The 12,816-nt window shown below is 69.3% G+C and carries 12 protein-coding genes and 1 pseudogene; 9 read left to right on the top strand and 4 right to left on the bottom strand.

Annotated elements, in window-relative coordinates; all coding sequences use genetic code 11:
* Positions 1 to 143: 143 nt before the first annotated feature.
* Together G528_RS0114105 and G528_RS0114100 are read left to right on the top strand one after the other, a co-directional pair.
* Complete coding sequence (locus G528_RS0114105; protein ID WP_026919528.1) at positions 144 to 680, top strand: hypothetical protein; 537 nt, start codon at positions 144 to 146, stop codon at positions 678 to 680.
* 63 nt (positions 681 to 743) lie between these two features.
* Positions 744 to 2,213, top strand: a complete 1,470-nt coding sequence (locus G528_RS0114100) for an alanine/glycine:cation symporter family protein (protein WP_026919527.1) — start codon at positions 744 to 746, stop codon at positions 2,211 to 2,213.
* Positions 2,214 to 2,261: 48 nt separating this feature from the next.
* On the opposite strand, the gene arsB is transcribed toward G528_RS0114100, so the two are convergent.
* The 3 genes from arsB to G528_RS17670 are packed head-to-tail and all read right to left on the bottom strand — an operon-like array spanning position 2,262 to position 4,735.
* A complete protein-coding gene (arsB, locus tag G528_RS0114095) occupies positions 2,262 to 3,338 on the bottom strand; it encodes an ACR3 family arsenite efflux transporter (RefSeq protein WP_026919526.1) in 1,077 nt (358 codons plus the stop codon).
* Positions 3,335 to 3,691, bottom strand: coding sequence for an ArsR/SmtB family transcription factor (locus G528_RS0114090; protein ID WP_026919525.1), 357 nt, complete (start codon positions 3,689 to 3,691; stop codon positions 3,335 to 3,337). The genes arsB and G528_RS0114090 overlap by 4 nt, the downstream gene beginning before the upstream one ends.
* Positions 3,692 to 3,736: 45 nt before the next feature.
* On the bottom strand, positions 3,737 to 4,735 hold the full coding sequence (locus tag G528_RS17670; RefSeq protein WP_035720166.1) for a bile acid:sodium symporter family protein: 999 nt from the start codon (positions 4,733 to 4,735) through the stop codon (positions 3,737 to 3,739).
* Between the two features lie 95 nt (positions 4,736 to 4,830).
* Here G528_RS17670 and G528_RS17665 point away from each other — a divergent pair, with 95 nt between their 5' ends.
* From G528_RS17665 to G528_RS0114065, 4 genes are all read left to right on the top strand, one after another.
* Positions 4,831 to 5,730, top strand: coding sequence for a LysR family transcriptional regulator (locus G528_RS17665; protein WP_051198855.1), 900 nt, complete (start codon positions 4,831 to 4,833; stop codon positions 5,728 to 5,730).
* 9 nt (positions 5,731 to 5,739) lie between these two features.
* Complete coding sequence (locus G528_RS0114075) at positions 5,740 to 6,336, top strand: TetR/AcrR family transcriptional regulator (protein WP_026919524.1); 597 nt, start codon at positions 5,740 to 5,742, stop codon at positions 6,334 to 6,336.
* 86 nt (positions 6,337 to 6,422) lie between these two features.
* Positions 6,423 to 7,610: an acyl-CoA dehydrogenase family protein gene (locus tag G528_RS0114070; protein WP_026919523.1), complete on the top strand. Its 1,188-nt coding sequence runs from the start codon at positions 6,423 to 6,425 to the stop codon at positions 7,608 to 7,610.
* Positions 7,607 to 8,737 (top strand): CaiB/BaiF CoA transferase family protein, encoded by a 1,131-nt coding sequence (locus tag G528_RS0114065; protein ID WP_026919522.1) that lies wholly within the window; start codon positions 7,607 to 7,609, stop codon positions 8,735 to 8,737. Before G528_RS0114070 ends, G528_RS0114065 begins: the two co-directional genes overlap by 4 nt.
* An 88-nt stretch (positions 8,738 to 8,825) precedes the next feature.
* Here the strand turns inward: G528_RS0114065 and G528_RS17660 are convergent, their stop codons facing one another.
* Positions 8,826 to 10,622, bottom strand: a complete 1,797-nt coding sequence (locus G528_RS17660; RefSeq protein WP_245569787.1) for a DUF222 domain-containing protein — start codon at positions 10,620 to 10,622, stop codon at positions 8,826 to 8,828.
* A gap of 211 nt (positions 10,623 to 10,833) precedes the next feature.
* Between G528_RS17660 and G528_RS18835 the strand changes: the two are divergent.
* The 3 genes and pseudogenes from G528_RS18835 to G528_RS0114050 form a co-directional block, all read left to right on the top strand.
* A pseudogene (locus tag G528_RS18835) lies at positions 10,834 to 11,445 on the top strand (cysteine hydrolase family protein); the annotation flags it as partial.
* Between the two features lie 57 nt (positions 11,446 to 11,502).
* Complete coding sequence (locus G528_RS18830) at positions 11,503 to 12,030, top strand: maleylpyruvate isomerase family mycothiol-dependent enzyme (RefSeq protein WP_425402238.1); 528 nt, start codon at positions 11,503 to 11,505, stop codon at positions 12,028 to 12,030.
* Between the two features lie 9 nt (positions 12,031 to 12,039).
* Entirely contained in the window at positions 12,040 to 12,816 is a 777-nt protein-coding gene (locus G528_RS0114050; RefSeq protein ID WP_026919520.1) for a LysR family transcriptional regulator substrate-binding protein, read from the top strand.

The following is a 12,816-nucleotide window of genomic DNA, read 5'->3' as shown; positions in this document are numbered from 1 at the left end:
ACTGAACTGGGCCATCAACCAGAGCGGCCGCACCGACATCGACATCGTCGACCGGAATGCCGCAGGTGAACGGATCCTCCGCCGGTCCAACGTCGTTCCGGGTCCGCCGATGCGCCGGTGAGACCCCGACTATCCTCGCCGACGTGAACGAGACGGGATGGTTGTGGTCGCTGTCGACCATCCGAACGGTGGTGCCCGACGCGTTCGCCGGGCGGGCGCTGACGCAGAAGGCCCATGACCACTACGCGCATGCCGACTGGGATCCGGATGCCTACCTCGACCGTGCAGAGCGGGCGTGGGCCGATCTGGAAGGCGGGGCTGTGCTGCACATCGTCGAGCGGGACGCGGCGACCCCGGTGACCGCCGACGAATACCGCAACGACGTCGACCTGTACGACGGTCGTTCGGGATTCACCGTCCGTCGGATACCCGAATCCCGCCGAGACGTGTTCGGCGCGTGGGCGTACCTGTTCGAGTGTGCGGACAACGAGCGGCGGGGGTGGCGGTTGCACGCCGACCGGCTGCGGTTCTCGTTCGACCACCTGGCAGGCACGGCGGTGCCGGAGGCGCAGCTGTACCGCTCTGCTCACCGGGCGCTCGCGTTGATCGAGAACCCGCCGACCGACCGGCGCCGACCCACGTGGCGACGCACGGAGCCGACCGATTTCCAGTGGCGGTGAAGCCCGCCGACAGGGCATTCGAGACCGTCGGTCGAACGGCCTGTCGGCCGTTACACTTCCCGAATGGATCTCCTCGATAACGCCGTCGTCTGGTTCAACGACCGGTACGGCTACGTGCTCATCGTGCTCCTGGTGGGCGCCGGCCTCTGGTGGGGTGTGCGCACGGTGGTGGTGCAGATCCGCCTCACCCCGGAGATGGCGAAGGCGATCAAGGAACGCCCGCCCCGCAGCAAAGCCGGCGGCACCCAGATCTCGGCGTTCCGGGCGTTCTGCATCTCGGCGGCATCGCGCGTCGGCACCGGCAACGTCGCGGGCGTCGCCGTGGCCATCACCGTCGGCGGCCCGGGCGCCGTGTTCTGGATGTGGATCCTCGCGATCGTCGGCGGCGCGACGGCCTTCGTCGAATCGACCCTCGGCCAGCTCTACAAGGTGCGCGACGGCGCCGACTACCGCGGCGGCCCGGCGTACTACCTCAGCCGCGGCATCAAGAACCGCCGCGCGGGCATCGCGATGGCGTTCATCTTCGCCGTCGCGATCACCTTCACCTACGGTTTCGTGTTCAACGCCGTCCAGTCCAACTCCATCACCAAGGCCGTCGACCTCGCCGTCGGCCACGACGCCGACTGGATCCCGTACGTGATCGGCGGCGTCCTCGCCGTCCTCACCGCCCTCGTGATCTTCGGCGGCGTCCACCGCATCTCCGGTGTCTCCCAAGTGCTGGTCCCGCTCATGGCGATCCTCTACGTGGGCCTGGCGCTGGTGGTGGTCGTGCTGAACCTGTCGTCACTGCCCGACGTGGTCCGCGACATCGTCGGCTCGGCGTTCGGCATCCGCGAAGTGGTCGGCGGCGGCGTCTGGGCGGCGATCATGCAGGGAATGCGACGCGGCCTGTTCTCCAACGAGGCGGGGATGGGCTCCACACCGAACGCCGCGGCGACCGCCGCGGTCTCCCATCCGGTGAAGCAGGGCCTGGTCCAGACGCTCGGCGTCTACTTCGACACCCTCGTCGTGTGCTCGGCGACCGCGTTCATCATCCTGCTGTCGAACCCCGACTACGGGAGCGACGTGGAGGGTGTGGAGCTGACGCAGACGGCGCTCGCACAGCACGTCGGATCGTGGGCGAGCCCGCTGCTCGCCGTCATCCTCTTCTTCCTCGCGTTCAGCTCGGTGATCGGCAACTACTACTACGGCGAGACCAACATCGCCTTCTTCACGCGGAGCCGGACGGTGCTCAACGTGTTCCGGGTGGTCGTCGTCGGCTTCGTGTTCTTCGGTGCGATCGCGAAGGTGTCGCTGGTGTGGAACCTCGCCGACGTCTTCTCCTCGGTGATGGCGACGGTGAACATCGTCGGCCTGTTCGCGATCGGCGGCGTGGCCGTCGCCCTGCTGCGCAACTACTCGGTGCAGCGGGCCCGCGGACTCGACCCGGTGTTCCACCGCGACGACGTCCCCGGACTCACCGGCGTGGAATGCTGGGACGGCTCCGATCCGGAGACCGTCCGGCCGGACGACGCGCCGGTCACCACCGCCTAGCTGTACCTAGCCGGCAACACTTAGCCGGCAACGCCCAGCCGAGTTCACCTAGCCGCGGCGAGACCCGCTCGGCGCATTCGTCGGAGAATCGTCGGCGAACCGCCGACGCAGCCGCAGCGACAGGTACGCGAGGCCGACGAGGATCGGGACCTCGATCAGCGGCCCCACCACGCCGGCCAACGCCTGCCCCGAGGCGACCCCGAAAGTGCCGATCGACACCGCGATCGCGAGCTCGAAGTTGTTGCCGGCCGCCGTCATCGCCATTGCGACCGTTCGCTGATAGCCGAGGCCGACGGCGGCGCCGGTCCCGAAAGCCAGCGCCCACATCAGCACGAAATAGCACAGCAGCGGCAGAGCGATCCGGACGACGTCCCACGGCTGGGACGTGATCGCCTCACCCTGCATCGAGAACAGCAGCACCACCGTGAACAGCAGCCCGTACAGCGCCCACGGCCCGATGCGCGGCAGGAAGCGCTGCTCGTACCACTCCCGGCCCCGCGCGCGTTCGCCGAATCGGCGCGTCAAGAAGCCGGCGGCCAGCGGAATGCCGAGGAACACCAGCACCGAGGCCGCGATCTGCCACGGCGACGCGTCGATCGACGTCTGCTCCAGACCCAGCCAGCCCGGCAGCACGTCGAGATAGAACCAGCCGAGCACGGCGAACATGACCACCTGGAACACCGAGTTGATCGCGACGAGCACCGCGGTGGCCTCGCGGTCGCCGCACGCGAGGTCGTTCCACACGATCACCATCGCGATGCACCGGGCCAACCCGACGATGATGAGGCCGGTGCGGTACTCGGGGAGATCGGGGAGGAAGGCCCAGGCGAGCGCGAACATCACGGCGGGCCCGACCACCCAGTTCAAGACGAGGGACGTCGCCATCAAGCGGCGATCGCCGGTCACGGTGTGCAGTCGGTCGTAGCGGACCTTAGCCAGCACCGGGTACATCATCACCAGCAGGCCGACGGCGATCGGCACCGACACCCCGCCGACCTGGAGGGCGTCGTTGAGTCCCGGGACCAGGCGGCCGAGGAGCAGTCCGGCGATCATCGCCAGACCGATCCAGACGGCGAGATACCGATCGAGGGTCGAGAGCCGCGCGGGTCTCTGGATCGTCGTCATGCCGCGGCCCCGCGAGGAGTGAGGTCGGTGAGCACGGCAGACAGGGTGTGCACGGATGCGGGGACCATCCAGTAGTAGACCCACGTTCCCCGGCGCGCGCAGTCGAGGAGCCCGGCGTCTCGCAGGACTTTCAGGTGGTGCGAGACGGTCGGCTGCGTGAGGTCGAATCCGGCGGCGATGTCGCACACGCACACCTCGCCCTCCGGGTGCCGGGCGATCAGGGTGAGCATCTGCAGGCGTACGGGGTCGCCGAGGGCTTTGAACATTCGTGTCACGTCACCGGTGTGGTCGCGGGCGTCCGTCGGACGGTCCGGCGGCGGACAGCACGGCTCCATCGCATCCTGATTCGACATACATCTATATTGCCTCACCGCCGCCCACGTTTCACGGACGGGCGGTCAGACCGGGGCGGCCGCGGTCTCCCGGGTGGCGGACTCCGGTGCGTGTCGGGCGAAGCGGTTGGCGAGGGTCGCGCACACCAGCAACTGGATGATGTGGAAGATCATCAACGGCAGGACGTACATCCCGACCTGCGCGGACGGGAACAGCAGCGTCGCCATCGGGAGGCCGGACACCTGGCTCTTCTTGGAGCCGCAGAACAGGAGGACGATCGCGTCCTCCCGGGACAGTCGCATCAGTCGACCCAGACCCGCGAACAGCCCCAGGACGACGGCGAGCAGCACCACCGAGACCGCGATCACGGCACCGAGCTGCGCCGGCGGCACCACGGTCCACAGCCCCTGGGTGACGCCGATGCTGAACGCCGCGTACACCACGAGCAGCACCGAACCCTGGTCGACGACGGTCACCACGCGACGGTGCCGAGCCAGGAAGCCCTTGAGTCGTGAGTGCAGCAGTTGGCCTGCGACGAACGGGACCACCAGCTCGCCGAAGATACCGAGCAGCGACTCGGGCGTGATGTGGACCGACGAGCCGAGGAGCATCCCGGCCAGCAGGGGCGTCAGGACGACGCCGAGGATGTTCGAGATGGACGCCGAGCTGACGGCCAGGGCGACGTTGCCGCGCGCGATCGACGTGAACGCGATCGACGACTGGACGGTCGACGGGAGGATGGCGAGGAACAGGAAGCCGGTCGCCATCACCGGGCTCAGGAACGATCCGGGAAGGTGGACGATCGCGATCCCGAGGAGGGGGAAGACGATGAAGGTGCAGGCCAGGACGACGAGCTGAAACTGCCACCGGGTGAATCCGGCCTTGGCGTCCGAGGGGGTGAGCTTGGCTCCGTGGAGGAAGAACAGCAGGCAGACGGCGACGATGGTCGCGGTGTCGAGTGCGTCGGCCGTGCCGCCGCGAGCCGGCAGCACGGTGGCGACGAGCGGCAGCGCGATCAACAGCAGCAGGAACGGGTCGAGGAAGCCGGGGAGTCGAAAGCGCATGGGAACGATCGTCACAGTGCGTCGGTTATTCGGAAACAGTGAAATCGTGGTCACTGTGTGCACGAATCGACATAAGCGCGATTAGGCTCGACTCCATGGCGAATCTCGATCCCGTGCAGTTGCGCACCTTCGTCGCGGTCGCCGGACAGCTCGGGTTCTCGGCGGCGGCCCGCCGACTCGGGTTGAGCCAGTCGGCCGTCAGCAGGCACGTCCGCGCGCTCGAGGACGAGGTCGGCGAGCCCCTCCTCGACCGCGACACCCACACGGTCCGCCTCACCGCGGCCGGCGAGATCTTTCTCGGCTACGCGCGGCGGATCCTGGACCTGACCGACGAAGCGGTGGAGACGCTCGGGGCGACGGGCCCGCGGGGTCTCGTCCGCTTCGGGGTGTCCGAGGACTTCGCGCTCACCAGGCTCCCCGACTTCCTGCGGCGATTCACCGCGGCGCACCCGCACATCGACCTCGAGTTCACCGTGGAGCTCAGCGTGGTCCTGCACCGGCTGCTGCGGACCGGGGAACTCGACGCCGTGCTCGCGATGCGCATCGACGACACCAGCGGTGGTGACGCGTTCCGGTCGTGGCCGCTGATCCGCGACCGGCAGGTGTGGATCGGGGTCGAGGGATTCGAGCTCGCCGCGGGCGAACCGGTGCCCCTCGTCCTGTACCCGCGGCCGAGCCTCACCCGCGACGCCGCCCTCGACGCGCTCGGCGCGGCCGGCCGAGCCCACCGGACGGTGGCGACGTCGGGCAGCCTGAGCGGTCTGCGCGCGGCGGCGCTCGGCGGGCTCGGCGTCATGCCCTTCGCGGCGTCCCTCGTGCCCGACGGTCTGACCGAACTCGCGCTCGACCTGCCGCCGTTGCCGCCGATCACCTTCGTGCTGATGACGCGGGGAAGCCACGTCCCGGCGGCCACCGGGGCGCTCATCGCGGCATTGCAGGACGACCACCGTGAACTCCATGCCGAGGCCGCGACGGGCGGTGACGGCGTCGGGTAGCGTCGATCCGTGTCCGGCATTGCACGATCCCGATATGCGCGCGGTGAGCAGCGCCGCAACGAGTTGATAGCTGCGACGATCGAGTTGATCTCGGAGCGAGGAGTCGAGGGCGTCTCGCACCGCCTGGTCGCGGCGCGGGCCGGGGTCCCGCTGTCGTCGACGAGCTACTTCTTCGGTTCGATCGACGACATGATCGCCGCGGCCGTCACCGAGGTCTGCGACGGCCTGCTGCGCCGACTGGAGTCGGTGAGCGCCCAGTTCGTCGCGGGCGATGTGACGGTCGACGAGTTCGTCGACCGCATCGTCGACGTCGCGATGACCGTGAACCGAACCGAGGAGATCGCGCAGTTCGAGGCCTATCTGGCCGCCGACCGCCGCCATGATCTGCGGGTGGCCGCCGAGCGGGTCCTGAGCGGATTCGAGGCGGCGGCCCTGGAAGCGCTGCGGGCGATCGGCGTCGCGAACCCGGAGATGCTCAGCAGGCAGATCGTCGCGATGATCGACGGTTTCGCGCTGCATCGGATCGTCCGCGAGGGATACGACACGGCACCGCATCTGGCGGCTGCCGTGAAGGTTCTCGTGGAGGCCGACTCGGCCCCGATGTAGGCGCACGTCCCCGGCGGGGGAGGATCGACGCACAGCACGTGGGCCGGCACGGTTCGCCGAACCGGTCTCGACGACCAGGAGGAAACATGACCGACACCCGTACCGTCACCGAACTCTTCGCGCTCGACTCCCTGCTGTCCGACGAGGAGCGACAGATCCGCGACACGGTCCGCCGGTTTGGTGACGAGCGTGTGCGACCGCACATCGCCGGCTGGTTCGACGACGCGCGGATCCCGGTGCGCGACCTGGCGCGCGAACTCGGCGACCTCGGGGTCCTCGGCATGCACCTGGAGGGCTACGGATGCGCGGGCATGAGCGCCGTCACCTACGGGCTGGCGTGTCTGGAACTCGAGGCGATGGATTCGGGGATCCGGTCGCTGGTCTCGGTGCAGGGCTCGCTCGCGATGTTCGCGATCCACCGGTGGGGCAGCGAGGAGCAGAAGCAGCAGTGGCTGCCGGCGATGGCCGCCGGTGAGGCGATCGGCTGCTTCGGCCTCACCGAACCGGATTTCGGTTCCGACCCCGGCGGGATGCGGACGCGAGCGGTGCGCGACGGCGACGACTGGGTGCTCAACGGCGCCAAGATGTGGATCACCAACGGCTCGGTCGCCGACGTGGCCGTCGTCTGGGCGAAGACCGACCTCGAAGACGGGGCGCGCGGCGTCCGCGGATTCGTCGTCCCGACCGACACGCCGGGCTTCTCGGCGCCCGAGATCCGCGCCAAGATGTCGCTGCGCGCCTCGGTGACCTCCGAACTGGTTCTTCAGGATGTGCGTCTCCCGTCGTCGGCGATGCTGCCGGAGGCCGCGGGACTGCGCGGACCGCTGAGCTGCCTCAACGAGGCGCGGTTCGGGATCATCTTCGGAGCGATGGGGGCGGCCCGCGACTGCCTGGAGACGGCGGTCGAGTACGCGGCCACGCGCACGGTGTTCGACAAACCGCTCGGGGGCTATCAGCTTACGCAGGCCAAACTGGCCGATATGGCGCTAGAAGTGGGGAAGGGGCATCTGCTGGCCTACCGGCTCGGACGCCTCAAAGACGCGGGCGATGTGGAGCCGGCGCAGGTCAGTCTCGGCAAGTTGAACAACTGCCGCGAGGCGATCGCGATCGCCCGGGAGTGCCGAACCATCCTCGGAGCGAACGGGATCACCCTCGAATACCCGGTGATCAGGCACGCCAACAATCTGGAGTCCGTGCTCACCTACGAGGGCACGTCGGAGGTCCATCAGCTCACCATCGGGCGTGCGCTGACGGGCGAAGCCGCGTTCCGGTGAGTGCCGCGGACTCCGGCGGCGGTGCGCTCGACGATCTGCTGATCGTCGACTTCGGGCGCGTCCTGGCCGGCCCGTACGCGACGATGCTGCTGGCCGATCTCGGGGCGCGGGTGGTGAAGATCGAGCGGCCCGGTGCGGGTGACGACACCCGCGCGTGGGGGCCGCCGTATGCCGACGGGCAGGCCACCTACTTTCAGGCCGCGAATCGGAACAAGGAGTCGGTCGCGATCGATCTGCGCGACCCACAGGGGCTGGCCGCCGCGCGTGACCTGGTGTCGCGGGCCGACGTCGTCGTCGAGAACTTCCTGCCCGGCGTCATGGATCGCCTGGGGCTGGGATACGACGCCCTCACCGAGGTGAATCCCGGTGTCGTCTTCTGCTCGATCACCGGTTTCGGCGGACACAATCGGCTGCCGGGATACGACCTCCTCGTCCAGGCCGTCGGCGGTCTGATGAGCATCACGGGGCAGTCGCCGGATGAGCCGACCAAGGTCGGGGTCGCGCTGGTCGACGTGGTGACCGGACTGCATGCGGCGGTGGGGATCCTCGCTGCGCTTCGCCACCGGGACCGGACGGGGACGGGGCAGCGGGTGGAGGTGAACCTGCTGTCGTCCCTGCTCTCGGGGTTGGCGAATCAGAGTGCCGGATACGTGGGTGCGGGCGCGGTGCCGCGGGCGATGGGCAATGCGCATCCGTCGGTGGTCCCGTATCAGCCGTTCCCGACCGCGGATCGTCCGCTGATCCTGGCGGTCGGCAACGATCGGCAGTTCGCGGCGTTGGCTCGCGAACTCGGTGTGCCCGGGCTGGCCGACGACCCGAGTTTCGTCGACAATGCGTCGCGGGTGGAGCATCGGGAGGCCTTGGTCGCCGAGCTCACTGAGCTGCTCGCCGCCGACACCGCCGACGGCTGGTTCACCCGACTGGGCGCGGTGGGCGTGCCGTGCGGCCCGGTGAACGATCTCGCGGAGGCGTTCGCGCTCGCCGACCGGCTCGGGCTCGATCCGGTGGTCGAGATCGACGACCCGCGCCGCGACGGTCCGGTTCGCACGGTCGCCAATCCGATCGGGCTGTCGGCGACGCCGGCCGCGTACCGGACTGCACCGCCCCGGTTGGGCGAGGATCGCTGACGGCAGACGGACCGGCTCATCGGCGGCAGAACTGCTCTGGGCGTCGATCACTCCGGGAGGGCCCGCAGACAGAACTCCAGGTTTCCGGTCAGAACGGTGGACGGCCGTCTCCGCCGGCGGCACGGGCAGCTCGGGTCTGTTCGGCTTCTTCGGTTTCGCGGTGGCGGCGGTTGATCGCCCGTTGCTGCATCCGATATCGGTGCTTGGCCTCGAGACGGGTCCGAGTGCGTTTAGGTGCGTTCTCGGCGTGTCGGGTTGTTCGGCGTGTCGCGCTGGTGGGATTACCGGCGGGGTCACCGTTCGGGGCACTGTCCGGGTCGCTGGTGGTCGGGGTGTTGTGGTCGCAGGGCAGGAGTCCGAGTTCGGGGAGCAGCCAGATGTTGGCGGCCTGCCGCCGCACGGTGATGCCTTCGGGGGTGGTGAGCTCGGTCCAGACGATGCCGTGGGCGTCGATGATCTGATCATCGAGCCAGCCCCGAGTATGAGTCTTCAGGCCGTGGTGGAAGCGACACTTGGGATTGAGGTTGCACGCACACGTCGGCCCACCCGACCCCGGATCGGCATGGTTGTATTCGGTGACATGATCCAGATCGCACCGCCACGCGGGTCGATCACACCCGACCCAGGAGCACGTGCCGAACAGGCCGCGCACCGCGGTGTCGAGGACGGCCGTGGGTCGGTACGGATTACCGCGCTGCGCGGTCCGATCCAGGAGCCGACCGAGGTCCAGGTCCCGAGTCGTCGCGTCGGGACGTTGCGCTAGTTCTCGGACGTGGGCGGCGGAGATGGGTCCGTGGCCGTCGAGTACGGCGGGGGTGTCGCTGCTGCCGTCGAGGGTTTCTTTGCGGACCACGACGTGCAGGACGATGCTCGCACACCGCGCCGCCACATCGTGATCGGAGAGCTCAGCAGCACAATCGGCGCGTTCGCACGCGCAGACGAACGGGGTGCCGGTCAGACGCGCGACGGCCGCATCAGCACGTCGTTCTCCCTTCGTGCGTGGATCGTGGCGGCACACGCCGGCGATGACCGCATCGATGGTGTCCTTGCACAGCACCGCATCCTCGGTGGAGGTGGTGATGATCAGTTCGGAGACGGTGTCGGTCACCGGTGCGACGAGGACCTTCTTCTGGGCGCGGGTGTCTTCGCGGGTGGTGGTGACTGCGTCGGGGTCGTGTGTGGCCACGATGTGGGCGATGGTGTTCTCCACCCGGCGTGCGGTGAGCCCGCCGATGGTCGTGAGGCGGTGGGCGGCTTCGGTGTCGATGAACGCCAGGATGTCGGGGTCGTCGATGAGTGCGGTTTGTTCGATGGCGCGGCGGAACCAGAACGGCGTCAGCACCCCGTCGCGTAACAGTCTCCCGATGGCGGGGATGCGGTCGAAGCAGGCGAGGGCCTCATCGACGAAGCGTTCGGCGGTGCACTGCCGCACCCCGGCCACCACCGCGTAGGAGGCGGCGACCTGACACAGCGGATCATAAAGCCGCGTGAACACATCACCGCTCCCGTTCCCGGCGGTGTCGGTGTTGGCGTCGGCGGCAGCATTCGCCTCGGCGATCCGGTCACTGGCCAGGTCGTAGATGGCCCGATACCGGTGCCACAGGACCAGACCGTGGAAGGAGTCGGCGCGGGCGGCGAAGAGCATCATCGCCGCATCATCACGCCCAGGCCCTTTACCGCCCGCGGCGTTCTCGGCGCCTGCACTGTCCTCGAAGTGCCTGCCTTCTGCTGCCCGCCCGGCCGCTCCGGCGGGCCGCGGGAGCCGGATCACCAATTCCTCATCGGTCACCGTCACCGACGGCTCCGCCAACTCACCGGGCCCGCGCAATGCCGGACCGGGGCCGGGGTTGCCCGGTCCGGGCGGAAAGATCATCGTCGCGGTCATGGCGTCCCCCTGAAACTATCTCGAACTCATGTTCGATGATACTCCGGCGGTCCGACATTGTGAGGGTCGAGGACGCGGCCGCATCGTCCCCGCCAGACGACCTCGACCCGACGCGCGGCCACCACGGCCCAGTGGTTGATGTCCTTCGCACGCCCACCCGACACGGACCGACCGCCGGCGGCGCGGTCGACCCTGTGCCACGATCGAGACCGTGGTGGACTACCTCGTCCCGGACTGGGCCAATGCGGCACTGGTGCTGATCGATGTGCAGAACGACTTCGTGTCGGGTCCGGCAGCCGTGCCGGGAACTGCGGAGCGGCTCCCGGCGATGGCGCGCGCAGCCCGGACGTTCCGGGAGTCGGCGCGGCCGATCGTGCACGTCGTGCGGTCGTACCGCCCGGGTGAGAGCGATGTGGATCTGCTTCGGCGTGCGGGAATCGAGCGGGGCGACGCGGTCGTCGAACCCGGAACGCCGGGTGCGCTGATCGCCGTCGAACTCGGTGCCCCGGCGGTCGACCTCGACTGGGCGTCGCTCCGATTCGGCGCGGTCCAGCAGATCGGACCCGCGGAGTACGTGCTCTACAAGCCGCGGTGGTCGGCATTCCACCGCACCGCGCTCGACGAGTTTCTGAGCGATCACGATGTGACGACGGTCGTGGTTGCCGGGTGCAACCTGCCGAACTGCCCGCGCGCGACGCTCTTCGACGCCAGCGAGCGGGACTATCGCACCGTCCTCGTCACCGACGCCACCTCCCAGACCACACCGGAACGGGTGGCGGACCTGGCGGCGATCGGCGTCCAGACGAGGACCGCGCAGGAGGTAGCCGACGCCGTCCGCGCCGATGAGACGTTGGGTCTGGCCGAGTCGCTGTGGGTCTCGGTGGCCGGCGATCTGGACGACGGGATGCTCGACGCCGCCGGCGGATGCGACGGCTGGACCGTCCGCGACCTGGTGAACCACGTGATCGGCGGAGCCGAACGATACGCGCTGCTGCTCGACGGCGCCGACGCGGCAGCCACCGCAGCCACGCGGGGTCGCGACTACCTCGCCCGCGAAGGCGCCGGAGACGGCGGTGTGGACGTCTTCTGGGACTGCGAGCACCGTTTCCGCGAGGCCGCTGAGCGGGCCGACCCGAACGCCCTCGTCGACCACGTGGCCGGTCGCCGCCCCGGCGCCGCACTGACCGTGATGCGGGTGATGGAGCTGACGCTGCACAGCCGGGATCTCGCCGTCGCACTCGGCACGCCGTGGTCGCCGCCCACCGCCCTGGTCGATGCCGTCCTCGCCGAGGCGGCCGACGTGATCGACGAACTGCGTGCGGCGGGCTACTTCGGGCCCGCCCTCGACCCGGTGTCGGACGACCCGGGCGACCGGCTGCTGGCGTTCGCAGGCCGTCGGGGCCGCTAGCCTGACCGAGTGGACGACGAGCAGCGAGAAGCCGGCGATCGAGAAGCCGGGGCCTTCCGGCTGGCCTATGTGCCGGGGGCGACGCCCGGTAAATGGGCCCGCGTCTGGGCGGAGCGACTGCCGGACGTGGCACTGCAGCTCATCGCGTGCACGGTGGACGAGAGCATCGCCGCCCTGGCGTGCGGGGAGGTGGAGGCCGCCCTCACCCGGATTCCCGTCGACACCGACGCCCTCGACCCGGGCCGCCATCACGTCATCGAACTGTACGAGGAGACCACGGTGCTCGTCGTCGGCAAGGACCACTACCTGACGCTGGGCGACGAGTTGACGCTCGCCGATGTGGCCGACGAACAGTTCCTGATGCCGCTCGACGACCCCCTGCAGTGGGTCGCGGCTCCCGGCGCGGTGGTCGATCATCGCCCGGCCACCACCGCCGATGCGGTCGAACTCGTCGCCGCGGGCGTCGGGGTCCTCGCGGTTCCGCAATCGTTGGCGCGACTCCACCATCGCCGCGACCTCGTCTACCGTCCGATCACCGACGCACCCGTCAGCCGCGTGGGATTGGTGTGGCCGTCGCCGACCTCCGACCTCGCGGACGAACTGGTGGGCATCGTCCGGGGACGACGTCCGGGATCGTCGCGCGGCCAGAACGCCGACCAGCCGAAACGGACGGCACGGCAGAAGGCTGCGGCGCGCCGAGCGAATCGCGAAGCAGCCGATCCCCGGCGCGGCCCGACCGGCAGGCGGAGCGGCGGGCGCAGTGGCGGACGCCGGAAGCGGAGATGA

The organism is Gordonia shandongensis DSM 45094, from assembly GCF_000423025.1.
GTDB lineage: Bacteria > Actinomycetota > Actinomycetes > Mycobacteriales > Mycobacteriaceae > Gordonia > Gordonia shandongensis.
The sequence above is the reverse complement of the archived record's forward strand: the minus strand, read 5'-3'. Positions and strand labels throughout refer to the sequence as shown.